The organism is Geodermatophilus sp. SYSU D00525, from assembly GCF_054050475.1.
Genome location: NZ_JBJGZK010000001.1, coordinates 226,410 through 250,075 on the forward strand (window position 1 = coordinate 226,410; position 23,666 = coordinate 250,075).

At 78.8% G+C, this 23,666-nt stretch carries 24 protein-coding genes; 6 read left to right on the top strand and 18 right to left on the bottom strand.

Annotated elements, in window-relative coordinates; all coding sequences use genetic code 11:
- Nucleotides 1–47: 47 nt before the first annotated feature.
- Nucleotides 48–1,355 carry an FAD-binding oxidoreductase gene (locus ACI796_RS01040; RefSeq protein WP_456939395.1) on the bottom strand — a complete coding sequence of 436 codons (1,308 nt, stop codon included), beginning with the start codon at nt 1,353–1,355 and terminating at the stop codon, nt 48–50.
- A gap of 174 nt (nt 1,356–1,529) precedes the next feature.
- On the opposite strand from ACI796_RS01040, the gene ACI796_RS01045 reads away from it, so the two are divergent.
- Nucleotides 1,530–4,430, top strand: coding sequence for a BTAD domain-containing putative transcriptional regulator (locus ACI796_RS01045; protein WP_456939396.1), 2,901 nt, complete (start codon nt 1,530–1,532; stop codon nt 4,428–4,430).
- On the opposite strand, the gene mug is transcribed toward ACI796_RS01045, so the two are convergent.
- The 7 genes from mug to ACI796_RS01080 form a co-directional block, all read right to left on the bottom strand.
- Nucleotides 4,427–4,957: a G/U mismatch-specific DNA glycosylase gene (gene mug / locus ACI796_RS01050; RefSeq protein ID WP_456939397.1), complete on the bottom strand. Its 531-nt coding sequence runs from the start codon at nt 4,955–4,957 to the stop codon at nt 4,427–4,429. The two genes, ACI796_RS01045 and mug, sit on opposite strands and share 4 nt — an antisense overlap.
- Complete coding sequence (locus ACI796_RS01055; protein WP_456939398.1) at nt 4,954–5,400, bottom strand: alpha/beta hydrolase; 447 nt, start codon at nt 5,398–5,400, stop codon at nt 4,954–4,956. Before ACI796_RS01055 ends, mug begins: the two co-directional genes overlap by 4 nt.
- 343 nt (nt 5,401–5,743) lie before the next feature.
- Nucleotides 5,744–6,379 (bottom strand): hypothetical protein, encoded by a 636-nt coding sequence (locus ACI796_RS01060; protein ID WP_456939399.1) that lies wholly within the window; start codon nt 6,377–6,379, stop codon nt 5,744–5,746.
- Between the two features lie 92 nt (nt 6,380–6,471).
- Nucleotides 6,472–6,627, bottom strand: coding sequence for a hypothetical protein (locus tag ACI796_RS01065; protein ID WP_456939400.1), 156 nt, complete (start codon nt 6,625–6,627; stop codon nt 6,472–6,474).
- 80 nt (nt 6,628–6,707) lie between these two features.
- The gene (locus ACI796_RS01070; protein ID WP_456939401.1) at nt 6,708–7,562 is read right to left on the bottom strand and encodes an SGNH/GDSL hydrolase family protein; all 855 of its coding nucleotides are present in this window, start codon (nt 7,560–7,562) and stop codon (nt 6,708–6,710) included.
- A gap of 69 nt (nt 7,563–7,631) precedes the next feature.
- Nucleotides 7,632–8,816, bottom strand: coding sequence for an FAD-dependent oxidoreductase (locus tag ACI796_RS01075; protein ID WP_456939402.1), 1,185 nt, complete (start codon nt 8,814–8,816; stop codon nt 7,632–7,634).
- A 159-nt stretch (nt 8,817–8,975) separates the two neighbouring features.
- Nucleotides 8,976–9,356 carry a hypothetical protein gene (locus tag ACI796_RS01080; RefSeq protein ID WP_456939403.1) on the bottom strand — a complete coding sequence of 127 codons (381 nt, stop codon included), beginning with the start codon at nt 9,354–9,356 and terminating at the stop codon, nt 8,976–8,978.
- Between the two features lie 234 nt (nt 9,357–9,590).
- Here ACI796_RS01080 and ACI796_RS01085 point away from each other — a divergent pair, with 234 nt between their 5' ends.
- Complete coding sequence (locus ACI796_RS01085; RefSeq protein ID WP_456939404.1) at nt 9,591–10,373, top strand: helix-turn-helix transcriptional regulator; 783 nt, start codon at nt 9,591–9,593, stop codon at nt 10,371–10,373.
- A gap of 6 nt (nt 10,374–10,379) precedes the next feature.
- On the opposite strand, the gene ACI796_RS01090 is transcribed toward ACI796_RS01085, so the two are convergent.
- The gene (locus ACI796_RS01090) at nt 10,380–10,508 is read right to left on the bottom strand and encodes a hypothetical protein (protein WP_456939405.1); all 129 of its coding nucleotides are present in this window, start codon (nt 10,506–10,508) and stop codon (nt 10,380–10,382) included.
- Nucleotides 10,509–10,588: 80 nt separating this feature from the next.
- Here ACI796_RS01090 and ACI796_RS01095 point away from each other — a divergent pair, with 80 nt between their 5' ends.
- Complete coding sequence (locus tag ACI796_RS01095; RefSeq protein ID WP_456939406.1) at nt 10,589–13,309, top strand: AAA family ATPase; 2,721 nt, start codon at nt 10,589–10,591, stop codon at nt 13,307–13,309.
- A gap of 7 nt (nt 13,310–13,316) precedes the next feature.
- Here the strand turns inward: ACI796_RS01095 and ACI796_RS01100 are convergent, their stop codons facing one another.
- The 3 genes from ACI796_RS01100 to ACI796_RS01110 all read right to left on the bottom strand — a co-directional run bounded on the left by ACI796_RS01100 (nt 13,317) and on the right by ACI796_RS01110 (nt 15,029).
- A complete protein-coding gene (locus tag ACI796_RS01100; protein WP_456939407.1) occupies nt 13,317–13,604 on the bottom strand; it encodes a PspC domain-containing protein in 288 nt (95 codons plus the stop codon).
- Nucleotides 13,605–13,678: 74 nt separating this feature from the next.
- Nucleotides 13,679–14,707 (bottom strand): LLM class flavin-dependent oxidoreductase, encoded by a 1,029-nt coding sequence (locus ACI796_RS01105; RefSeq protein ID WP_456939408.1) that lies wholly within the window; start codon nt 14,705–14,707, stop codon nt 13,679–13,681.
- Between the two features lie 148 nt (nt 14,708–14,855).
- Nucleotides 14,856–15,029 carry a hypothetical protein gene (locus ACI796_RS01110; RefSeq protein ID WP_456939409.1) on the bottom strand — a complete coding sequence of 58 codons (174 nt, stop codon included), beginning with the start codon at nt 15,027–15,029 and terminating at the stop codon, nt 14,856–14,858.
- Between the two features lie 212 nt (nt 15,030–15,241).
- Between ACI796_RS01110 and ACI796_RS01115 the strand changes: the two genes are divergently transcribed.
- Together ACI796_RS01115 and ACI796_RS01120 are read left to right on the top strand one after the other, a co-directional pair.
- On the top strand, nt 15,242–16,891 hold the full coding sequence (locus tag ACI796_RS01115; protein ID WP_456939410.1) for a glycoside hydrolase family 13 protein: 1,650 nt from the start codon (nt 15,242–15,244) through the stop codon (nt 16,889–16,891).
- 4 nt (nt 16,892–16,895) lie between these two features.
- Nucleotides 16,896–17,279, top strand: coding sequence for a YchJ family protein (locus ACI796_RS01120; protein WP_456939411.1), 384 nt, complete (start codon nt 16,896–16,898; stop codon nt 17,277–17,279).
- Here the strand turns inward: ACI796_RS01120 and ACI796_RS01125 are convergent.
- The gene (locus ACI796_RS01125) at nt 17,255–17,929 is read right to left on the bottom strand and encodes a dienelactone hydrolase family protein (protein WP_456939412.1); all 675 of its coding nucleotides are present in this window, start codon (nt 17,927–17,929) and stop codon (nt 17,255–17,257) included. The two genes, ACI796_RS01120 and ACI796_RS01125, sit on opposite strands and share 25 nt — an antisense overlap.
- A gap of 110 nt (nt 17,930–18,039) precedes the next feature.
- Between ACI796_RS01125 and ACI796_RS01130 the strand changes: the two genes are divergently transcribed.
- Complete coding sequence (locus ACI796_RS01130; RefSeq protein ID WP_456939413.1) at nt 18,040–19,293, top strand: lycopene cyclase family protein; 1,254 nt, start codon at nt 18,040–18,042, stop codon at nt 19,291–19,293.
- Here the strand turns inward: ACI796_RS01130 and ACI796_RS01135 are convergent.
- The 5 genes from ACI796_RS01135 to ACI796_RS01155 form a co-directional block, all read right to left on the bottom strand.
- Nucleotides 19,259–20,800: an APC family permease gene (locus ACI796_RS01135; RefSeq protein ID WP_456939414.1), complete on the bottom strand. Its 1,542-nt coding sequence runs from the start codon at nt 20,798–20,800 to the stop codon at nt 19,259–19,261. The two genes, ACI796_RS01130 and ACI796_RS01135, sit on opposite strands and share 35 nt — an antisense overlap.
- 88 nt (nt 20,801–20,888) lie before the next feature.
- On the bottom strand, nt 20,889–21,512 hold the full coding sequence (locus tag ACI796_RS01140; protein WP_456939415.1) for an SRPBCC family protein: 624 nt from the start codon (nt 21,510–21,512) through the stop codon (nt 20,889–20,891).
- Nucleotides 21,509–21,880, bottom strand: coding sequence for an ArsR/SmtB family transcription factor (locus tag ACI796_RS01145; RefSeq protein WP_456939416.1), 372 nt, complete (start codon nt 21,878–21,880; stop codon nt 21,509–21,511). Before ACI796_RS01145 ends, ACI796_RS01140 begins: the two co-directional genes overlap by 4 nt.
- Nucleotides 21,881–21,925: 45 nt before the next feature.
- A complete protein-coding gene (locus ACI796_RS01150; RefSeq protein ID WP_456939417.1) occupies nt 21,926–22,990 on the bottom strand; it encodes an Acg family FMN-binding oxidoreductase in 1,065 nt (354 codons plus the stop codon).
- Nucleotides 22,987–23,634 carry a hypothetical protein gene (locus tag ACI796_RS01155; protein ID WP_456939418.1) on the bottom strand — a complete coding sequence of 216 codons (648 nt, stop codon included), beginning with the start codon at nt 23,632–23,634 and terminating at the stop codon, nt 22,987–22,989. Before ACI796_RS01155 ends, ACI796_RS01150 begins: the two co-directional genes overlap by 4 nt.
- Nucleotides 23,635–23,666: the final 32 nt, after the last annotated feature.

A 23,666-nucleotide genomic window follows, 5' to 3' on the forward strand; every position in this document is an offset into this window, starting at 1 on the left:
CCGCTGAGGCACCGGGGCGGGGAGGCCCGGCCTCCCCGCCCCGCCGGTCACGCCCGCCGGCCCGCCGCCCCCTCGAGGATGCGGTGCGGGTCGGTGGCCGCGGCCAGCGCGGCCAGCCGCTCCCGGACGGCGGGCGTCGGCGTGCGGGCCAGCACGTCGGGCGCCGTCCCCCAGCCGTGCGCGGGGGCACGGCCGCCGAGGTCGCCGTCGAGCGCGGCGGCCAACTCCTCGGCGCAGGCGCGGGTGGCCGCCCGGTCCTCGGCGCCGGCGCCGCCCGCCACCCGCACCGCCAGCCGGGCGTCCCGGTGACAGACGGCGCTGGGCCGCTGCGGCACCCAGCCGAGCGCGCCGCCGAGCAGCCGCACCTCGACCGTGCGCGGCCGGCTCCCGCCCGCCGCGCGCAGCAGCCCCGCGACCGCGCCGTCGGAGAGGCGGTCGAGCAGCAGCGAGGACTCCACGCCGTCGTCGAGCGCGGGCGTGGCCAGGCCCGCCGGCCCGCGCGGCGCCAGGTCGGCCGCCCCGGGCGGTGCGGCCGCGCGCAGGACGTCGAGCAGCCCGTCGCCGTCGTCGGCCTCGCCGGCCCAGGCGAACCGGACGGCGACCGACCCCTCGCCCCGCGCCGGCCGGGTCAGCACCAGCGCGGTGCCCGCCTGCGGGGGCAGCGCCGCCGACCAGGTCCGCCACGCGTCGGCCACCCGCGCGCCGTCGGCCGCGGGCCAGCGCAGCTCGCCGCCGTACCGAGGCCCGGCGGCGAGCAGGTCCAGCTCCACGGCGGTGACGACGCCGAGTGCCGCGCCGCCGCCGCGGACGCCCCAGTACAGGTCGGCGCCGTCGGTGGGGGTCACCCGGCGCAGCACGCCGTCGCCGGTGACCACCTCCACCGCCCGCACCCGGTCCCCGGCCAGGCCGTAGGTCCGGGCCAGCGGGCCGACGCCGCCGCCGGTGACGGTGTCCGCGACCCGCTCGGCGGCCGAGGCCCCGGTGATCGGGGTCAGCCCGTGCCCGGCGGCCCGCGCGGCCAGGTCCCGCCAGCGCACCCCGGCGCCGACCCGCGCCCAGCCGGCGGGCGACACGGTCACCTCGCCCAGCCCCGCGGGGTCCACCAGCAGCGCGCGGGCGTCGTCGCCGGCCCGGCCGGGCGCGCGGACGGCCACGGCCACCCCGTGCCGGCCGGCCAGCCGCAGCGCGGCCACGACGTCGGCGTCCTCCGCGACCCGCACCACCGCCCCGTCGGCGAGCACGGCCGCCGGCGAGAGGCGGGCGCTCAGTGCGGCGGTCAGGTCGGGCGGTAGAACAGCCGGCCGCGGGTCCGCGGTGCGGGGCGGGGGCGGCGAGGGGACGGACAGGGTGCTCACGGGGCGTCTCCAGGTGCGGGGGTCGGTGCACCCGGAGGGTGGTCGGCGGTCCTTGGTGTCCCCTTGGCGACCGCTTGGGCAGCAGGTCACGCGCGCGACCGGGAGGTCACCGGCAGGTCACGGGGCGTCGCGGACACTCCCGCGGGCGGGTCCGGGCCCCTAGCCTGCCCGCCGATGACCGGCACCTCGTACCGCGTGCTCGGACCCGTGGAGGTCTGGCGCGACGGACAGCTCCTCGCGCCCCAGTCCCCCCGCCACCGCGCCGTCCTGGCCGCACTGCTGGTCGACGCCGGGCGGACCGTCCCCGTCGACCTGCTCGTCGACCGCGTGTGGAGCGGCCAGCCGCCCACCGCCGTGGCGGCCACCCTGCAGTCGATCGTGTCCCGGCTGCGCCGGGAGCTCGAGCCCGACGTCACCGGCGGCCGCTGGACGCTGCTGGTCACCCGCGAGCCCGGCTACCGGCTCGCGGTCGCCCCCGAGGACGTCGACGCGGTCCGCTTCGCCCAGCTGCTGCGCACGGCCCGGGACCTCGCCGCCCGCGGGGACGCCGAGGGCGCCCGCGCCGCGGTGGCCGAGGGGCTGGCGCTGTGGCGCGGCCCCGCCTACGCCGACGTCGCGGCCACCTTCGCCGCCGAGGAGTCCGAGCGGCTCGAGCAGCTGCGGCTGGCGGCCCGGGAACTGGCCGCCGAGCTGGACCTGCGGCTGGGCCGGCACGCCGAGATCGTCGACGACGTCCGGGAACTGCTGCGCGCCGAGCCGCTGCGCGAGGGCCTGCGCGCCTCCCTGATGCTCGCCCTGTACCGCTGCGGCCGGCAGGCCGAGGCGCTCGAGGTCTACGACGAGGGGCGCCGGCTGCTCGCCGACGGGCTGGGCGTCGACCCGGGCCGGCCGCTGCAGTCCCTGTACGAGCAGATCCTGCGCCAGGACCCGGCGCTGGCCGGGCCCGCGCCGGCACCCGCCCCGGCCCCCGCGCCGGAGGCCGTGCCGGCTCCCCCGGCTCCCCCGGCGCCTCCGGCGGTGCGTGCCCTGGGCCCCCTTCCGGTCCCGCTCACCGCCTTCGTCGGCCGCACCGCCGAGCTCGGCCGGCTGGCCGCCGCGCTGTCCGGGCAGCGGCTGGTCACGCTGGTCGGGCCCGGCGGCAGCGGCAAGACCCGGCTGGCGCTGGAGGCCGCGCACCGCCGGCCGGCCGGGTCGCCGCCGGCCGCGCTGGTCGAGCTGGCCGGCGTCGAGGACCCCGAGCTGGTCGCCGGGCAGGTGGCCACCGTACTGGGCGTGACGCTGGCCGGCGGGGACCCACTGGGCGCCGTCGCCACCGCCCTGCAGGACCGGCCGCTGCTGCTGGTGCTGGACAACTGCGAGCACGTCGTCGACGCCGCCGCCGCGGTGTGCGCCGCGCTGCTCCCCCGCTGCCCCGAGCTGCAGGTGCTGGCCACCTCCCGGGAGCCGCTCGGGCTGCCCGGCGAGGCGGTGCTGCCCTGCGGTCCCATGCCCGCCGACGCGCCCGGCAGCGACGCCGAGCGGCTGTTCCTCGACCGCGCCCGGCTGGCCGCCCCGCACCTGGCCGACCCCTCCGCGGAGGACCTGGGCCACGTCCGCGACCTGGTCGCCGCCCTCGACGGCCTGCCGCTGGCGGTGGAGCTGGCCGCCGCCTGCCTCACCACCCTCCCGCTGGCCGAGGTCGCCGGCCGGGTCGACGACCGGTTCGCCCTGCTGTCGGGCGGCTGGCGCACCGCGGTGCCGCACCAGCGCACGCTCGCGGCCACCGTGCAGTGGAGCGTCGACCTGCTCGCGCCCGCCGAGCTCGCCGTCTTCCAGGCGGTCTCGGTGCTGCCCGGCACCTTCGGCCCGGACCTGGTCGAGGCGGTGGCCGGGCCGGAGGTCGACGGCCGGGCGCTGGAGCTGCTGCGGGTGCTGGTGGCCAAGTCGCTGGTCGAGCTCGACCACGCGGCCGGGCGCTACCGGATGCTCGAGACGCTGCGGCAGTACGCCGAGCAGGCGCTGGACGAGGCCGCGTCGCGGCGGCTGCGCGACCGGCTGACCGGCTTCGCCGTCGCGCTCACCGAGCGGCTGGAGCCGACGCTGCGCAGCCCGCTGTGGACCGGGAGCGCCCGCCGGCTCGACGCCGAGCAGCCGGCGCTGCGGGCGGCGCTCGGGCACGCGCTGGCCACCGGGCAGGGCGAGGCCGCGCTGCGGATCGGCGGGGCGCTGGGCTGGTACTGGTACCGCCGCGGCCACGTGCAGGAGGGCCGCCGCTGGCTGGCCGCCGCGCTCGACAGCACCCCCGGCGCGCCCGCCGGCGTGCGCAGCGGCGCGCTGCTCGCCGACGCGCTGCTGGCCTACCTGTCCGGCGACGTGCCCTCGCTGTGGGCGCGGACCAGCGAGATCGCCGAGACCGCCGACGACGCCGACCCGGTGCTGCCCCTCGCCCTCGTCCTGCGCGGCTTCGTGCGGGCGCTGCTCGGCCAGCCCGACCCCGACGGCGAGGTCGCGGCGGACATCGCCCGCGGCCTGGCGCTGGCGCAGGCCTCGGGCATCGAGTGGGTGCAGGTCGAGATCGCCATGACCCTCGGCCAGTTCTCGCGGGCCGCCGGCGACCTCGACGGCGCGCTGGAGCACCTCGGCCGCGCCGAGCAGCTCGCGCTGCGCCTGGGCCACTCCTGGGCGCACTCCTCGGTGCTGTGGATCCGGGCCAAGGCGCTCACCGACGTCGGCCGGGCCGCCGAGGCGCTGGCCGACCTGTGGGCGATGGTCGAGCTGACCCACCGCGAGGGCGACGCCACCGGCACCCTCGCCGGGCTGTTGGCCGCCGTCGGCGCGGTCACCGCGTCGGGCCGGCCGCGCACCGCGGCGGTGCTGCTCGGCGCGGTGCAGGCCGTCGCCCGGCAGGTCGGCTACGACCCGCTGCGGATGGACCCGCTGGACGGGCAGCGCTACGTCACCGCCACCCGCGAGGCCCTCGACGAGGTCGAGTACGACACCGCGCTGGCCGAGGGCGCGGTCCTCGACCGCGGCGAGGCGGTGGCGATGGTGGGCCGGCTCGCCGCGGAGACCCGCACCGCGGACCCGGTCGCCTAGCCGTCGGGTGGCCGCAGCCCGGCGTACAGCCGGGCGAGGTCGGGCAGCTGGAAGTGCGCGTTCAGCCCGCTCGGGTTGGGCAGCACCCACGTCTCGGCGCCGCCGACCGACACCGGCTGGCGGCCCCAGCCCGCGCGGGGCGCGCCGGTGGCCAGCCGCCAGGCGGTGAGCCCGAGGACCGCCAGCACCCGCGGGCGGCAGCGCGCGACCAGGCCGGCCAGCGCCGCGACGCCCGCGCGCAACTCCTCGGCGGTGAGCTCGGCCGCCGTCCGCGTGGGCCGGTCGGCGAGGTTGGTCACCCCCAGCCCGTAGCGGGGCAGGTCGCGGTCCTCCTCCGGCGCCAGCCGGCGGGGGGTGAGCCCCGCCAGGTGCAGCGCGGGCCAGAACCGGTTGCCGGGGCGGGCGAAGTGGTGGCCGCGCTCGGCCGACAGCAGCGAGGGGTTGATCCCGCAGAACAGGACGTCCAGGCCGGGGGCGACGACGTCGGGCAGCGGCTTGCCCGCTCCCCCCGGCGCGGACCGGGTCACCCCGTCCCTCCGCCGAGCCAGTCGACCGCCTCCCGGGCGACCTCGGGTGGGACGACGTGCCCGCCGCCGAACTCCCGGTAGGTGACGTCGTACCCGTCGTCGCGGAGGGCGGGGACGATCTCGCGGCTGGTCCGCTCGACCGGCAGGACGTCGTCGCCGGTCCCGTGGGACACGAAGACCGCCGGCCGCCCGCTGCGCGTCGCCGGCGGGACGAACCCCGGGGAGAAGGCGACGACCCTCCGGAACAGCCCGCCGTTGGCCAGCCCCAGCCCCAGCGCGTAGGACGCGCCGTCGGAGAAGCCGGCGACGGCGACCCGGGCGGGGTCGACCGGCACCCGGGCGAGGACGGCGGTCAGCGCGCGGTCGATCCCCGCGACGTCGGGCCCGTGGCCGCGCTGGACGGCGTCCCAGGTCGAGCCCCGGGAGGCGGGGGCCAGCAGCACCAGCCCGCGCTCGTCGGCGAGGGACCGCAGCAGCCCGAGCCCGGCCCCGGCGTCACCCCCCGCGCCGTGCAGGACGACGACGAGCGGCGCCGGGCCGGCGACCCCGGCGGCGGGGACGTGCAGCAGGGAGTCGCGCGTCTCCTGGAGGCCGAGGGCGGCGGTGCCCGGGGGCGGGGGCGGGAGGTCCGGTGGAGCGGTCGGGCGTGCGGTCAGGACGGCGGCCCCGTCGGCGTCGACCGCTCCGGGCAGCCGGACCGCGCAGCCGGTCAGGAGGGCCGCCCCGGCGACCCGGCCCGCCGCCAGGAGCAGCCGCCGGCGCGTGAGCGCGGTGCACGGGTGCCACTCAGGCGCTGACCTCCTCGTGGGTGTTCACCCCCGGGATCCGGCGGACCGACCCCCAGCCGAAGCGGGCCCACGCCACCAGCAGCGCCGCACCGACCAGGGACCCGAGGGTGTCACGGACGAGGTCGCCGTTGGTGTCGTCGTTGCCCTCCGACAGCCGCGTGCCGAACCACGCGTCGGACCGCCACTCGTACACCTCCCACAGCGCGCCGATCGTGACGCCGAGCGCCGTCGTGACGACCGCGATCCCGACGTAGTGGCGCAGGTGGGTCTCGTCGCGGGGGTCGGGGACGACGTCGAGGCGGGCGAGCGCGATGTAGACGACGGGCGCGGTGAGCAGCGGCAGCGTGACGTGCACCAGGTCGTCGAAGCGGACGAACCGGTCGTAGAGGCCCAGCGTCTCGCCGAACCCCTGCAGGACCATCCCGGCGGTCAGTGCGAGGTCGTACACCCGCGGCAGGTCGACCAGCCGCGCCAGGACGGTGACCGCCCCCAGGAACAGCAGGACCGCCGCGTCCCCCGCCCGCCCCGCCACCGCGTAGGCGACCCCGCCGGCGAGCAGCAGCAGCCGCAGGACGTCGATGCCGTCCCGGAGCACGGGCGTCCAGTCCCCCATCACGAGCCGGCGCGCGTCCACGTCCCCGCCCTACCCGGCCCGGCACGGGGACCCTCCGCCGGCCCGCCGGCGGAGGTCCGGGCGGGGCGTGGCACCGCCCCGGGGCGGCCCGCTCACCGCGGAGGGTCGGCCTCCGAGCCCACCGCGTCGTCGACCGAGGTCTCCCCGGCCGTGCGCCCTCCCCCGGCGTGCGCGACGTCCGGGCCGACGCTGGCCTGCGAGCCCTCCTCGTCCGGGCCGGCCTGGGGGGTGGGGTCGGTCTCGCTCATCGCTCCTCCTCGGGTGCGTGTCGTCCCGTCCCGTACCCCGCCGGCGGCGGGCCACGCCGCCGGTGGGGTACCGGGCCGGGTCAGTGCAGGCGCAGCACCGCCATCGCCCGGGCGGCCATCTCCGCCTCGCCGAGCGCGTTCGGGTGCATGACCACCGCGTTGGTGCCCTGCAGCACCGGCTCGACCCAGCGGACGCCGATCGGCGCGCAGGCGTCGTGCCCGGCCGAGGCGCGGGACAGGTCGACGTAGGTGACGCCGGTGGCCGCGGCCGCGCGCCGGACGGCGTCGTCGAGGGTGGTCTGCAGGGAGTGCAGGTAGGGGACGTCGCCCTCGGCGATCGGCATCCGGTCGAAGCAGCCGCCGGTCGGCGGGAGGATCGCGGGGTAGCCGAGGATCGCGACCCGGGCGCGCGGCGCGGCCTCGCGCACCGCCGTCAGCGCCTGCACCAGCGCCGGGTAGGTGGTGGTGCGGACGGTGTCCTCGAACGAGGTGCCGTAGGTGTCGCGGCACGGGCTGCCGCGGCCCAGCGTCAGCAGCCCGGCGGTGCCGCAGCGCAGGATCGACTCGATGAACACCCCGCTGTCGTTGCCGCCGATGGTCATCGTGACCAGCTGGGTGTCCGGGGACAGCGCCGCGAGCTGGGGCGGCACGCCGGGGTGCTGGGCGGTGGTGAGGTCGGAGGTGTCCGCGCCGCCGCAGGTGACGTCGGTCAGCTGCGCGCCGGTGGCCTGCGCGATCACCTGCGGGTAGTTGCGGGTGGAGCGCAGGCACTGCGGCGCGGCGGTCGGGTCCGGCGGCAGCACGCCGGAGGCCGCGCTGTAGGAGTCGCCGAGCGCGACGTAGCGCAGCGGTCCCGGGGGCGCGGCCGCGGCCGGGGGGACGACGAGCAGGACGCCGGCGAGCGCGGCGAGCAGGACGGTCAGCAGTCGGCGCACGGACCACTCCATCGGGGCCGGGGGCAGGTCGCCGGGCTCAACGACGCCGGCCCGGCCGGGTGACGGCGGTCACCCGGCCCCGGCGGCGGCGAGCGGCTCCACCCGGTGCGCCCGCACCCACGCCGCCGGGTCGCGGCGGCGCAGGACCAGCGGCAGGACGGCGTCGCGGACGGCGCGGCCCACGGCCGGCGGCGGCGTCGCGCTGCTCCGGCGGAACGCCTGGGCGACGACCCGCTCCGCGCGCGCCCGCCGCCGCTCCTCGAAGACGCGCAGGGCGTCGCCGACCGGCAGGTCCCGCAGGCACGAGGCGAGGACGACGGCGTCCTCCATCGCCAGCGACGAGCCCTGCCCCGCGGCCGGCGAGGTCGCGTGCGCGGCGTCCCCGATCAGGACCGTGCGGCCGCGGGACCAGCGGCGCAGGGTGGGGACGTCGTACGTCGTCCACCCGCGCAGCGGCCCGGGGGTGGCCGCCACCAGGTCCGCCAGCGGGGACCGGTCGCTCCCGTACAGGTCGTGGAGCAGGGCCCGCCAGCGCGCGTCGGGCGTGCCGGCGACCTCCCCGTCGGCCGGCTCGCGGGTCAGCGGCGGGTTGGCGAACCACCAGGTGCCGCCGTCCGGCGCGGCGAGGTACCCGGCGAAGGCGCGGCGGCCGAACACCATGGTCAGCCGGCCCACCTCGGCGCCGTCCGGCACGTGCGCGGAGTACCCGGCGGTGTTGAGCACCGGCACGAAGCGGGGCGGCGGGGCGGCGGGGTCGACCAGCGTGCGCACCGTCGACCGGACGCCGTCCGCGCCGACCAGCAGGTCCGCGGTCTCGGTGCGGCCGTCGGCGAACTCCGCGGTGACGCCGCTGCCGGTGTCGCGCACCCCGGTGAGGCGGGAGCCGTAGCGGACCTCGATGCCGCGCCCGACCGCCTCCGCGTGCAGCGCCCGGTAGAGGTCCGAGCGGCGCAGCGAGACGCCGGTGCCGCGCCTGCCCGACGGGTCCCCGGTGGGGAGGGCGGCCAGGACCCGGCCGGTCCCGCTGCGGAACTCGATGGTGGGCGTCGGGAAGCCCGCCGCGCGGACGGCGTCCTCGGCGCCCACCGCCGCGAGCGCGTCGAGGCCGTTGACCTGCACACCCAGCCACGCGCCGACGTCGCCTGCGGGAGCCGGGTGCGCCTCGTGCACCGTCGCCCCGATCCCCACCCGCTGCAGCGCCATGGCCGCCACCGGCCCCGCCACCCCGCCGCCGACCACGATCGCGCGCGTCATGCCCGGCATCCCCCCACACCCGGCGGCGCGCGCCAACCCCCTGACGCCCTCCCGTCCGCCGGCACCACCGGCACCGGGCCGGGCCCGGGCGGGACCTCCGTGGCCGCCGCCCGGTCCGCCGGGCACCCCGGCGGGGGCACGCGGCGGAGGTCCCGGCGGTCAGGTCGTCGGCACCGTGACCGGGGACTCCGGCTGCCGCGGGGCCGGGACGACCGGCACGGTGGCGACCTCCGGCGCGGGCGCCGGGCGGGCGGGCCGGCGGGCGAAGCCCGGGGCGAAGACGTCGGGCAGCACGAACACGACGCGCTGCGGCTGCTCGGGCCCGGCGTCCAGCAGGGCGCGGATCCGGCCCAGCTCGTCCTCCGCGGCCCGGGCGTCGTCCCAGACCTCGTAGACCATCACCGACCGGGGTTGCCGGACGTGCCGGCGCGAGAGGCAGCGCGGCGGCCGGTCCGCGTCCTCCGGGAGGGCCCGGCGCAGCACCTCGTACTGCTCCGGGTCGACGTCGTTCCACCGCAGGTGCAGGACGAGGAGAGACACGGTTCCCCCTGGTGGTCGGGCCGGTGGTGGTGCGGCACGGACGCTAGGGACGGCGGATCGGCACCGTCTGTACGCACATCTGCGTATCCGGCGGGGTGCGGCACCCCCTTGACGGCGTGCGGATCTCCGTTGACGCCGGCCCGCAGGGGCGGCCACGCTCGTCCTGCGCAGAGGGCTGCACACGCGACCGACGCGGGACCCGCGGGGTCCGCGCAGGATCGTCGGAGGCCGGCCATGGAGCCTGTGGTCCGGGAGCTGACCGACCTGGTGGTGGGCACGCTCGACGGCATGGTCGGCCCCCGGCTGCCCGCCGGCCCGGTGTTCGCCGTCCTGTGCCCCCGCCTGGAGGCGTCCGCCGCGGTGCTGCAGCGCACCGACTGGCGCACCGGGGCCACCGAGATCACCGCCACCGGCCTGGGCCCCGGTCAGCTCGAGCTGCTGGTCGACGCCACGCACCGCATGCGCTCGGTGCACCCCCTGCTGACCGCCGCCGCGGCCGGGGACCTCACGCCCGCGACCGCGCAGGAGGCGGCCGGCGGCTGGCAGAGCTGGCGCCGGTCCCCCGCCCGCGGCGTCATCGCCTCGGTGTGCGGCTGGGACCAGGTGGTCAGCCTGCCGCTGCGGGGCGGGCCGGCCGAGGTCTGCGGGTTCGCCTTCGGCCGGCCCCGCCGCGACTTCACCGCGGCCGACCTCGCGCTGCTCGGCGACGTCGCGCCGGTGCTGCGCGCGCTGGACCGGCACGTGCGGACGGTGCGGGCCTGGCAGGACGGCGCCGGGGACGGTCACGAGCCGGCCCGCGCCGCGGGCCTCACCTGCCGGGAGACGGCCGTCCTGGTGTGCCTCGCGGAGGGGCTGACGGCCACCGCGACGGCGCACCGGCTGGGCTGCTCGACCCGCACGGTCACCACGCACGCCGCGCGGCTGTACCGGAAGCTCGGCGTCCACGACCGGCTCACCGCGGTCCTCGAGGCGCAGCGCCGGGGCATCCTGGCCGCGCCGGCGGCGCTGTCCGGCTGAACGGGGTCACCGCGGTGTCCGCCAGGGCAGGAGCCGGGGGTCCAGGGGCGCCCCGAACCAGGAGGCCATCCACCGCATCCGCGCGGCGGTCGGCGACGGCGGACGGGCCGGCGTCGGGGTCGGGCTCGCGGTCATGGCGTCCTCCCTCGGAGCGGCTGCCGGACCAGGCTCCGGCCGGCGGCGGCGGCGTCGCGTCGGGGGAAACCCGCGACCTGGTGGGCCGGGCGGCGGAGCTCGCGCACCTCGACCGGCTCCTCGACGACGCCCGCGCGGGCCGGCCGGGCCTGCTGGTCGTCGAGGGCGAGGCCGGCGTCGGGAAGACCGCCCTGCTGCAGGCGGCGGCCGCGCGGGCCGGCGGGTGGACGGTGCTGCGCGCCCGCGGGATCGAGTCGGAGGCGACGCTGCCGCAAGCCGTCCTCCTGGAGCTGCTCGGCCCGCTGCGCCCCCTGCTGCCGGAGGTCCCGCCCGGGCAGGCGGCGGCACTCGCCGCGGCGCTGGGCTGGGGGCCGGCCGACGTCCCGGGCGAGCGGCACCTGGTCGCGGCGGGCACCCTCTCGCTGCTGGCGGCGGCCGCGGCGGCCGCTCCCCTGCTCGTCGTGGTCGACGACCTGCAGTGGGCCGACGCGGAGTCCGCGACCGCGCTGCTGTTCGCCGCGCGCCGGGTGCACGGGGACCGGGTCGCGGTGCTGGTGGCGCGGCGGCCGGGACCCGGCCCGCTGCCCGGCGCCGCCGTCCTCCCGGTCGCCGCCCTGCCCGACGACGCCGCCCGCGCACTGCTCGCCGACGCGGTCGCCCCCGCCGTGGCGCGCCGGCTGGTCGACCGCCTCGGCGGGGTCCCGCTGGCGCTCCTGGAGGTGGCCGCGGCCCTGTCGCCGGCCCAGCGGGCGGGCACCGAGCCGCTGCCCGCGGACCTGCCGGCCGGCCCGGCGCTGGCCGGGGCGCTCGAGCCGGAGCTGGCCGCGCTGCCGGCCGGGGCGCGGGAGGCGGTGCTGCTGCTGGCCGCGGCCCACGACGGCAGCGCCGCCGCCGTGGCCGCGGCGCTCGCCCGGTCGGGCACCGACCCCGCCGCGGCCCTGGACGCGGCGGAGGAGCGGGGCGTCGTCGTGCGCGACGGGGACGCCCTGGCGTTCCGGCACCCGCTGCTGCGCAGCCTGGTGTGGCACCGCGCGACGCCCGCCGAGCGCCGGCGGGCGCACCGCCTGCTGGCCGACAGCGTCCGGACCGGCGACGACCTCGCGGCGGTGTGGCACCGCGCCCTGGCCGCCGCCGGGCCCGACGAGGCGCTGGCCGGCGAGCTGGCCGCCGCAGCCGGCCGGGCCCGGGCGCGGCGCGGGTACGCGGCGTCGTCGGCGGCGCTGGAGCGCGCGGCCGCGCTGACCGGGGACGCCACCCGTGCCGCGGGGCTGCTGGCGGCCGCCGTCCGGGACGCCGCCGTCGGCGGGGACGCCGCCCGCGCGCGGGCGCTGGCCGGCGCCGTCCTGCGCGCCGAGGCGCCGGCGTCCGCGCGGGCGGAGGTCCTGCACGTGCTGGGCCGGGTCGAGCAGGACACCGGCTCGGTGCCGGCCGCGGGCGACCTGCTGCGCGCGGCGGCCGACCTCGCCACCGGCCGCACCGCCGCCTGGGTGCTCACCGACCTCGCCGTCGTGCAGCACCGGCTCGGGGACGTGGCGGGGATGCAGGCGACGGCGCGGCGGATCACGGCCGCCGCGGAGCCCGGCGACCCGCTGCAGCAGGTGCTCGCGGCGTGGGTCACCGGGATCGCCGCCCTGCACGCCGGCGACCCCGACCGCGGCCGGTCCGACCTGCGCCGGGCGCTGGCGGGGATGGAGGCGGGGCCGGAGCCGCGGGCGGAGCCCCGGCTGCTGCCGCTGCTCGTCCTCGCGGTGGGCTGGCTGCCCGACCCGTTCGCCGCCGTCCCGGTCGTGGAGCGCCGCCTGCGCGAGGCCCGGGAGGTCGGGGCGCTGGGCGTGCTGGTCGCCGTCCTGTCGATGACCGCCCACGGCCGGGCGGAGCTGCTGGGCGACCACCCGGGCGCCTACGCCGACGCCGGCGAGGCGGTCGAGCTCGCCGAACAGCTGGGCTACGTCGCCGACGCCGCGCCGGCCCTGGAGCTGCTGGCCTCGGAGGCCGCGATGCGCGGGCGGCACGCGGAGGCGGCGGCGCACCTGGAGCGTGCCCGCGCGCTGGTCACCCGCGCCGGCACCGCCGCCGTGGCGGCGCACCTGCCCCTCGCCGAGGCGTTCTGCGCGCTCTGCCGCGGCGACCTGGCCGCGGTGGCCCGGCCGCTGGAGGCACGGCTGGCGGCCGACGGCGGGACCGGCGCGCTCGGCGAGCCGCTGGGTGTGGCGCCGCTGCTGGTCGAGGCCTGGACCGGGCTCGGGCGGGTCGCCGAGGCCGCGGAGCTGGCCGGGGAGTACGAGCGGGTGTCCCGGTCGCCGCTGCCGCCCACGGCCGCGCTGGTGGCCCGCTGCCGGGCCCTGACCTGCCCCGACGACGAGGCCGCGGCGGCGCTGTTCGAGCGGTCGCTCGCCGCCCACGCGCTCGCGCCCGACCCCTTCGAGACCCCGCGCACGCGGCTGCTGTTCGGGGCGCGGCTGCGCCGGTCGGGGCAGCGGACGCGGGCGCGCGAGCAGCTGGCCGCGGCGGCCGACGCCTTCGCCGCGCTGGACCTCACCGCCTGGGCGCAGCGGGCCGAGGACGAGCTGCGGGCCACCGGGCGGACCGCGCGCCCGCGCCGGCCGCTGCCCGAGGAGCCCCTCACCGCGCAGGAGACGCGGATCGCCGTCCTGGCAGCGCGGGGCGCCTCGAACGCGGAGGTCGCCGCGGCGCTGTTCCTCAGCCCGAAGACCGTGGAGCACCACCTGAGCAGCGTCTACCGCAAGCGCGGGCTGCGCTCCCGCGTCGGGCTGGCGACCCTGTTCCCGCCCGGGGGCTGAGCGCGGGTCAGCCCGCCCGGTCGAGGCGGCCGGCCAGCCGGTCGACGAACCGGTCGACCGGGCGCGGCTGCTCGCCGGGCGGCAGCGGCTCGGCGGGGGTGAGCACCCACAGGACGGCGTAGAGCACCAGGCCGGCGCCGCCGGCGAGGGTCAGGGCGACGGCGGCGGCGCGCCACAGCACCGCGTCGACGCCGGTGTAGGCGGCCAGGCCGCCGCAGACGCCGCCGAGCATGCGGTCGGTGGAGCTGCGCCGCAGCGGAGGCCGGGTTCCGGTGTACGAGGTCGGGATCGTCATGGCACGAGGCTCCCGCCGCCGGGCCCCGCGGCGCATCGGGGAAGGCCCGGAACGGCACCCGGACCCGACCCTGGTCAGCCCGCGGCGACCTTCGGGGCGACCTCGGTGCCGAGCAGCTCGATGCCGCGCAGCAGGTCCTCGTGGGCCAGGCGCGGGTTGGTCATCTGGACGGAGACCCGGTCCACCCCGCCGAGCTGGGCGGAGATCCGCAGCAGCTTCTCGGCCACGGTGTCGGGATCGCCCGTGAAGAAGGCGCCGTCGGGCCCGCTGGTGGCGTCGAACTGGGCGCGGGTGGGCGCCCGGAAGCCGCGCTCGCGGGAGACCTTGGTGAACATCTCGTGCCAGCCCGGGTAGATCGTGTCCGCGGCGGCCTGCGTGCTGTCGGCGACGTAGCCGAACACGTGCAGGCCCACCTGCAGCCGCTCCGGCGCGTGCCCGGCCTGCGCGCCGGCCTGCCGGTAGAGGTCGACCAGCGGCGCGAACTGGCGGGGTTCGCCGCCGATGATCGCGACCATGAGCGGCAGGCCGAGCAGCCCGGCGCGCACGAACGACGTCGGGGTGCCGCCCACGCCCACCCAGACCGGCAGCGGGTCCTGCAGCGGCCGCGGGTACACGCCCTGGCCGGTGAGTGCCGGGCGGTGCCGGCCGGACCAGGTGACGTGCTCGGACTCGCGGATGCGCAGCAGCAGGTCCAGCTTCTCGTCGAACAGCTCGTCGTAGTCGGCCAGCGACAGGCCGAACAGCGGGAACGCCTCGGTGAACGAGCCGCGGCCGACGACGAGGTCGATCCGCCCGCGGCTGATGAGGTCGAGGGTGGCGAACTGCTGGAAGACCCGGACGGGGTCGGCCGCCGACAGCACCGCGACGGCGCTGCCCAGCCGGATCCGCTCGGTGCGGGCGGCGGCCGCGGCCAGGATCACCGGCGGCGCGGAGTCGTAGTACTCGGGCCGGTGGTGCTCGCCGATGCCGAAGGAGTACAGCCCGACCCGGTCGGCCAGCTCGATCTCCTCCAGCAGGTGGGCCATCCGCTCCTCGGGGCCCACGAGCCGGCCCGTCCGCGGGTCGGTCACCGCCGCCACGAAACTGTCGACGCCGAGGTGCACGGCGGTCCTCCTCCCGGGGCGGGCGCCCCTGCCGTCGAGACGCCGTTCGTCAAGCGCTCAACGACAGTGAACCAGCCGCCCCGCACCCGCCGCACGTGCGAGCGCCCCTCCGGCCTCGTGGCCGGAGGGGCGCTCGCGTGCAGGGTTCCTAGGCGGCGGTGGTCGCCCGGTCGTCGGTGCGGGGGCGGGGCGCCGCGGGGCGGTCCTCGGCGCCGGCGCGCAGGCCGGCGAGGTGCCAGGCGGTGCAGTCGGGGCAGCTGGCGATCCAGACGTGCCGGGGGTGGCGGAAGCAGGCGGCTCGGTCGGCCGGAGAGCTGGACATGGTGCGGGTACTCCCTGCCGCCGGTCTGACGGCGGCTCGTGACTCGTGGGACGGGTGGTGCAACACGGACGGACCGCTCCCCCATCCGCGTGTGTGGGAGGACACGTGACAGCCCGCGTACCTGCGCGTTCGGCGAGATGTGACGACGGGCACGTCACCCTTTGGCGGCGGGATGGTCACTCTCGACGACCGTGAATGCCGATCCTGGGCGCATGTCCGCTCGACTCGTCGCCGCCGGCAACGCCGCCGCGCAGCAGCCGTGGTCCCGGCCCGTCCCCCTGCCGGCGACCGAGGAGCAGCCGTGGTGGCGCTCGGCCGTCGTCTACCAGGTCTACCTGCGCTCGTTCGCCGACGGCAACGGCGACGGCATCGGTGACCTCGCCGGCCTGCGCGCCCGCCTGCCCTACCTGTCGTGGCTCGGCGTCGACGCGCTGTGGATCAACCCGCACTACCCCTCGGGCGGTGCCGACGGCGGCTACGACGTCGTCGACTACCGGGCGGTGGACCCCGAGTACGGCGACGTGTCCGACGTCGAGGCGCTGGTCGCCGACGCCCGGCAGCTCGGCCTGCGCGTCGTGCTCGACGTCGTCCCCAACCACACCTCCGACCGGCACCCCTGGTTCCAGGCGGCGCTGGCCGACCCCGACTGCCCCGAGGCCTCCCGGTACCACTTCGCGCCGCCGTCGGAGGAGCCGCCCAACAACTGGCGCTCGCTGTTCGGCGGGCCGGCCTGGTCGCGCACCCCGGACGGCCGCTGGTACCTGCACCTGTTCGCCCCCGAGCAGCCCGACCTCAACTGGCGCGACCCGGTCGTGGCCGAGGACTTCGAGCGCACCCTGCGCTTCTGGCTCGACCGCGGGGTGAGCGGCTTTCGCGTCGACGTCGCCTACGGGCTCCACAAGGACGCCGGGCTGCGCGACAACCCGGGCGAGTACTCCCCGACCCTGTTCGGCCACGGCCCCGAGCAGGCCATGACGTGGAACCAGCCCGAGGTGCACGACGTGTGGCGCCGCTGGCGGGCGGTCTGCGACGAGTACCCGGACACCATGCTCGTCGGCGAGGTGTGCCTCGCCGACCTCGACGAGGTCGCCCTCTACTCGCGGCCCGACGAGCTGCACCAGTCGCTGTCGTTCCGGCTGCTCAAGTCGACCTGGGACACCCCGGCCTTCGCCGAGGCGATCAGCAGCGCGCTGGACGCCTTCGGGCGGGTGGGCGCCCCGGTGTCGTGGGTGCTCGGCAACCACGACAAGGACCGCATGGTGACCCGCTTCGGCGGCGGCGAGACGGGCCTGGCCCGGGCGCGCGCGGCGGCCCTGCTGCTGCTCGCGCTGCCCGGCTCGGCCTACGTCTACGCCGGCGACGAGCTGGGCCTGCCGCAGGCGCACGTCCCCGACGAGGCCAAGCAGGACCCGATCTTCTTCCGCAGCAACGGCGAGCGCGCCGGCCGCGACGGCTGCCGCGTCCCGATGCCGTGGAACGCCACCACCGGCGTCGGCTTCTCCGCCGACCGCGCCGCGAGGCCGTGGCTGCCGGTGCCCGCGGAGTGGAAGCGGCACGCCGTCTCCCGGCAGACCCGCGACTCCGGCTCGGTGCTGCACCTCTACCGGCAGGCGCTGGCCGTGCGCGCCGAGCACCCGGCGCTGGGCACCGGCGAGGCCACCGTGAGCACCCGCGGCGACGTCCTCACGGTGCGCTGCACCGGCGGCGGGCGCACCGTCCGCTGCGTGGTCAACATGGGCGCCGACACCGTGCTGGTCCGCTCCCGCGGCCAGGTGCTGCTCGAGTCCGGTCCCGGGGTGCACACCTCGGCCCGCTCGGTGGCGCTGCCGCCGGACACCGCCGTCTGGATCGCTGGAGACTGACGGCGTGAGCCCGGAGCTCTGCCCCTGCGGATCCGGCCTGCCCTACGCGGAGTGCTGCGGGCGGCTGCACGACGGGACGGCGGCCGCCGCCACCGCGGAGCAGCTCATGCGCTCCCGGTACAGCGCCTTCGCCGTCGGCGACGCCGCCTACCTGCGGGAGACGTGGGACCCGGCCACCCGGCCGCGGTCGTCGACGCTGGACCCGGCGGTGCGCTGGACCGGCCTGGAGGTGCTGGCCACCACCGGCGGCGGCCTGTTCGACGCGGAGGGCACGGTGACCTTCCGCGCGCACTCGCGCGCCGGCGGGCACGAGCACGTGCAGGCCGAGCGCAGCCGGTTCCGGCGCGCCGGCGGCCGCTGGGTCTACGTGGACGGCGACCCCGCCTGAGGCCTCCGCAGCCACCGGTCCAGCCAGCGCAGCGTGCGGTCGACGACCTGCTCCAGCGCGCCGGGCTCGGGGAACAGGTGGGTCGCCCCGGGGACGACGGCCAGCTCGGCCGGCCCGCCCAGCCGCGCGGCGGCGTCCCGGTTGAGCGCGAGCACCTGCTCGTCCGCGCCACCGACGACGAGCAGCGTGGGCGCCCGCACCCGGGTCAGCGCCTCCCCGGCCAGGTCCGGCCGGCCGCCGCGGGACACCACCGCTCCCACCCGGCCGGGCCGGTCGGCGGCGGTGCGGAGGGCCGCCGCCGCCCCGGTGCTCGCCCCGAAGGTGGCCAGGGGGAGCCCGGCGGTCGCCTCCGCGCGGTCCAGCAGGTCGGCGGCAGCGGTCAGCCGGCCGGCCAGCAGGCCGACGTCGAAGCGCAGCTCGCGGGTGCGGGCGTCGACCTCCTCCTCGGCGGGCGTGAGCAGGTCCAGCAGCAGGGTGGCCCAGCCCGCCCGCTGGAGCGCTTCGGCCACCTGCCGGTTGCGCGGGCTGTGCCGGCTGCTGCCGCTGCCGTGGGCGAACAGCACCACCCCGCGGGCCGCGGCCGGCACGGCGAGGTCGCCGGCCAGCACCGCCCCGGGCGCGGGCACCTCGACGGGGACCTCACCGGGCATCGACGTCCCTCCCCGGACGACGGCTCCGGGGTACCCGGCGGGGACCGGCCCGACGCGCGGGTCCGGGCCCGGGTGTGGCGGGGAGCGGGCGGGTGTGGTGGTCTGCCGCGGTGCCCGCGCCCGCTGCCGACGTCGTCGTCGCGGGGGCCGGGCCGGCCGGGCTGTCGGTGGCCGCCGCCTGCGCCGCCGCGGGGCTGCGGACGGTGCTGGTGGCGCCGTCGGTCCGCCCGTGGCCGGCCACCTACTGCCTGTGGGCCGACGAGCTGGCGGCCGCGGCGGACCCGCTCGGGCTCGACCCGGCCGCCGCCGCGGCCGCGTACTCCCCCACCGTCGTGCGCACCGTGGCCGGCGGCGAGCGCCGGCTGGCCCGCGGCTACGCGCGGCTGCGCAACGACGTCGTCACCGCCGCCCTGCTCGACCGGCTGCACGCCGGCGGCGGCGCGGTGGTGACCGGCCGGCTGGCGGCGGTCGAGTCCGGGGAGGCCGGAGCCGGGGAGGCCGGAGCCGGGGAGGCCGGGGCCGGGGGGGCCGGAGCCGGGGAGGTCGCCGTCCTCGCCGACGGGCGCCGGCTGGCCGCGCGGGCGGTGCTCGACGCGCGCGGCGGCGGGCCGGGGACGGCGCAGCAGCGGGCAGCGCAACAACGGGCATGGGGCGAGGTGGTGGCCGGCCCCGTCGACGACGTCGTCCCGCCCGGCGGCGCGCTGCTCATGGACTGGACGGCGCTGGCCGACCCCGCCGCGCCGCCGGCGTTCCTCTACGGCCTCGGCCTCGACGACGGCACCCTGCTGCTCGAGGCGACCTCGCTGGCCGCCCGCCCGCCGGTGCCGCTGCCGGACCTGCGGGCGCGGCTGGACCGGTTCCTCGCCGCCCGCGGCCTGCGCCCGGCCGGGGAGCCCGAGCGGGTGGCGATCCCGCTGGACGCCCCGCCGCGGGCCGCCGGGCCGGGGACCCCGCTCGGCTCCGCGGCCGGCCTGGTGCACCCGGCCACCGGGTACAGCGTCGCGTCCTCGCTGCGGCTGGGTCCGCGGGTGGCGGCCGCCCTCGCGGCCGGCGGGGACGCGCGCGCGGTGGTGCGGCGGGCCCGCCCCCGGACGACGGCGGCGCTGCTGGGCCTGGGCCTGGAGGTGCTGCTGCCGCTGGACACCCGCGCCACCGATGCCTTCTTCGCCGCGTTCTTCGCGCTGCCCGAGCGGGCCTGGGCGGCCTACCTGGACGTCGGCTCGCCGCCGGCCGCCGTCGCCGCGGCGATGGCCCGGGTGTTCGCCGCGCTGCCCGGCCCGCAGCGGGCGCGGCTGCTGCGGGGGGTGGCCGGCGGGTCGGCCCGCGGCCTCAGGCGGGGGTGGGCGGCGGCGTCGGGTCGATGACGGCGGCGTGCTCGGGCAGCACGCCGGTGCGCCGGCGCTGGCGCAGCAGGTACCACGCCAGGCCGACCGCGACGATCGCGCCGATGAACACCGGCGCGGCCCACTGCAGGTACCAGTGCGGCTCGCCGGTGGCGTTGTAGACCTCCCGCCGCGGCCAGGCCAGGTTGACCGCCATCCCGGCGCCCCACAGCACCGCGAGCACGTTGACCGGCAGCCCCAGGCGGCCGAGGGAGAAGCGGCCCGGCGCCGGCCGGGGCCAGCGCCCGCGCAGCCGGGCGACCAGCATCGGCCCGGTCACCAGCAGGTAGGCCAGGTAGATCATCACCACGGCGATGCTGGTCAGCGCGGTGAACACCTGCGGCTGGCGCACGTTGAGCAGCAGCACGCCGACGGCGAGCAGCCCGACCAGGACGGCGGGCACCACCGGCGTGCGGCGCCGCGGGTCGACGTGCGCGAGCCGGGCGGAAGCGGGCAGCGCGTTGTCGCGGGCCATGGCGAAGGTCATCCGGATGGCCGCGGTGTGCACCGCGAGGCAGCAGACGGTGACCGCGACGACGATGCAGACGAGGAACGCCTTCCCCAGGCCGGTGCCGGCCACCGACAGCAGCACGTACTGCAGGCCCCCGCTGCTGGAGGACAGCTGCGGGTCGGTCAGGTCGGGGGCGGCCATCAGCCCGAACAGCAGGATCAGTCCGCCGAGCACGAAGGACGCGGTGATCGCCCGCAGGATCGCCCGCGGTGCGGTGCGGCCCGGGTCGACCGTCTCCTCGCCGAGCGAGCTGGCGGTGTCGAAGCCGTACATGACGTAGCCCGACGCGAGCGCCGCGACGAGGAAGGCGCCGAGGTAGCCCAGCGGCTGGCCCTCGCCCCGGCCGCCGGTGTCGAACAGCACCTCCTGCGGCCCGCGGGTGATCGCGGTGGCCAGGACGACGACGATCAGCACCGCGGCCACCAGCTCGATGAACACCCCGGCGCTGTTGATCCGCGCCATCAGCCGCACGCCGAACGCGTTGACCAGCGTGGTGAACGTGATCAGCAGGCCGCCCAGCACGACGGCGTTGACGGCGACGTCGTAGGTCCCGGTCCCGTCGCCCACCAGTTGGAAGCCGGACCACAGCTGCGGCAGCGTGATCTGGTAGGCCAGCGCGGTCGCGGCGAGGGTCACGATCGAGGCGGTGAGCATCACCCAGCCGGCCAGCCACGACGTCGTCGCGCTGCCGAGGCGCTTGGTCCAGTTGTAGAGCGACCCGGCCACGGGGTAGCGGGCGGCGAGCTCGGCGAAGCACAGCGCGACCATGAGCTGCCCGACGAAGACCATCGGCCACGACCACACGTACGCCGGGCCGCCGGCGCCGAAGCCGAAGTAGAAGAGCTGGAACGTCCCGGTGAGGATCGAGATGTAGCTGACGCCGGCGGCGAAGCTGGAGAACCGGCCGATGCTGCGGTCCAGGTGCTGCCGGTAGCCGAACTCCGCGAGCTGGGGTTCGCCGTCGTCGGTGGGGCGCACGGGGGGCCTTCCGGGTGGGGGGTGGGGGCGCTCCACTGTGGCCGACGGCGCGGCCCCCGGCCAGCCGGGGACCGGGCCGCCGTCGGGCTCAGCCGGCCGAGGGCTGCGGGGCGAACTGCGCCCGGGCCGCCGCGGCGGCGCCCTCCACCTCCTCGGCGCCGGCCGTCCCCGACGCCGTCACCGTGTCCACCCACGCGTCGACCGACGCGGCGGTGAAGCGGCGCACGTCCTCGCCGGCCTCCCACGCGACCGGGTCGCCGACGTCCTCGCCGCGCAGGTGCAGCGCCAGGCCGAGCAGCGCGACGTCCCAGCCCGGGCCGACGAACAGCGCGCCGGCGCCGCTGCCCGCGAACGCCAGGGGGACGGTGTGCTCGAGCGCCAGGACGGTGCCCTCCCCCGCCGGGGTCAGCGAGACGGTGACGACGCTGACCGGCCCGCCCCAGGTGAGGACCAGGGTCGAGGGCGGCGTGCACTCGCGGATCTCGCCGTCGGCGTTGCCCTCGACGGCGAAGGTGCCGCCCTCGCGGAGGTCGCCGGTGACCGGGGCGAACCAGCGGGCCAGGCGGGCCGGGTCGGTGACCGCCTCCCACACGTCCTCGGGCGCGGCCGGGTACCGGCGGCGCACGGTGACGGCGACCAGTTCGTCGTCGTCCCCGCCACGGCGGGCGACCTCCCGGGCGGTGTCGGCGATCTCGGCCAGCAGGTCTCTCACGGTTCCTCCTCGGGTGGACTGTCCTGGGGCCGGGTCTCGCGCGTGCGGCGCTCGCGCTTCCCCCGCGCGAGCTCGGTGGCGAGTGCGTCGAGGTGCCGGTCCCAGGTGCGGCGGAACCGCTCGAGCCACCGGTCGACGTCCTGCAGCGGGGCGGGCTCGACGGCGTACAGCCGCCGCGCTCCCTCCGCGCGGACCCGGGCGAAGCCGTTCTCCCGCAGCACCCGCAGGTGCCCGGACACGGCCGGCTGGGTGATCCCGAACTCCCGGCGGACGACGGCGGTGACCTCCCCGGCCGAGAGCTCGCCGTCGGCGAGCAGCTCGAGGATCCGCCGCCGGACCGGGTCGCCCAGGACGTCGAACGCGTGCACGGGAGGAGTGTTCAGCCTCCGCTGATATCAGTCAAGACCGATCACTCAGCCGAAGGTGAGCACCTCCGCGACCGGCCGGCGGTTGGTCGCCGGGCTGCGGTCCCCGGACGGGTACCCGAGCCGCATCAGCATCTGCGGGTGGCCGACCAGCGACAGCCGCGAGCGCAGCTGCGCGCGGGTGGCCGGCCAGTCCAGCGCCTGGGTCAGCGGGGAGGCCGCGAGCCCGGCGGCGGTCACCTCGAGCAGCACCCGGCCGAGCGCCCGCCCGGCGGTGAGCCAGGCCTGCCGGTCGTCGCCGTCGGTGCCCATGAGCACGACGGTCGGACGCTCGACCGGCGGCGGCGGGGCGTCGGGGTCGAGGTCGGGGACGTGCGGCCGGCCGGCGGGACGGGAGCCCACCACGAAGTCGCGGACCAGCCAGTTCGACGGCCGGGTCGACGGGTCCTCCCCGGGCACCGCCCTCACCGGGATCCCGTCGGGAGCGGTCGGGTCCGTGCGCATCCACCGCTGCAGCTCGGCGAGGTACTCGGGCTCGCGCTGCTCGACCTCCTCGGCGCGGGACAGCAGGAAGGTCGTGGTGACCTCCTCGTCCTCCCCGCTGATCCGCTTCACCCACACCCGGAACGCGCCGGCGGTGGCCTGCAGCCGGTCGACCACCTCGGCCGGGACGGCCTGCGGCAGGAACGGCGCGCGCTCGGTGTGCCGGGCGCCGATGGCGTCGGCCAGGGCGCGGTCGGCCTCGTCCGGGGTGCGGCCGCCGGTGACGGTGACGACGGCCAGCAGGTCGGGGTCGGCGGGGTCGGGCAGCTCCTCGACGGCGGTGTCGTGCCCGGCGGCCGCGAGCGCGACGACGGCGAACTCGACGGCGACGCCGCAGCTGACCACGCGTTGCCGGCCGCTGGGGTCGAGGGCGTGCAGCGCCCGCGCCGGATCGGTGCGGACCTCCAGCCGGTCGCCGGACGCGGTGAACCGCCACGGCTGCGTGTTGTGGATCGAGGGGGCCCGGGTCGCGGCCTCCACCACACGCGTCCACTCCTGCTGGTCCACCGTCGGCCTCCCGTCGTCCGTGCGTCCCGTGCAGGACCTGCCTACCCCATCCCCGCAGGTCACACCGCGCTGACCGCCGGGGCCCGCCGGAGCCGCCCGGCGAGGAGGACGACGACGCCGCGGCCGGTGACCGCCGCCATCGTCAGGGCCATCGCGAGGCCGCCGAGGACGCCGATCGCGGCGACCAGCAGGGGGTCCTGCCCTGGCTGCCACAGCGGTGTGGTGAGGGCGGTGAACACGAGCAGGCCGGCGAGCCAGGCCAGCGCGGTGCACCCGATCCAGCGGCCGGCGCGGGGCACGTGCCGGCGCAGCACCGTCCACTGGGCGGCGCCGATGACGGTGAGCAGCAGCGCCGCCGCGACCAGCGCCAGGGGCACCTGCACGGCGAGCGGCAGGCCGAGCACCCCGGACGCCCAGGTGCTCGGCGCCGCCCCGAGGAACCACGCCACGACGGCGGCCGCGGCGGTGCGCGCCGTCCAGTCGCGGCGGGACAGGCCGGGCAGCACGGGGGCGAGCACGGCGGCCTGCGCCGCGCCGAGCAGGGCTCCCTCGGCCGCGCCGGCGGCGACGAGCACCGCGAGCGCAGCGGGGCCGGGCAGGTCGGCGGCGCCGAGCAGCACCGCGGTCACCGGCACCAGGAACCCCAGGGCCTCGCCGGCGGTGACCACGAGCAGCCAGCGCCGCCACAGCGCGGTCGGGGTGGTCACCCGCGCAGCGTGCCGGGCGGACGCGCGCGTTC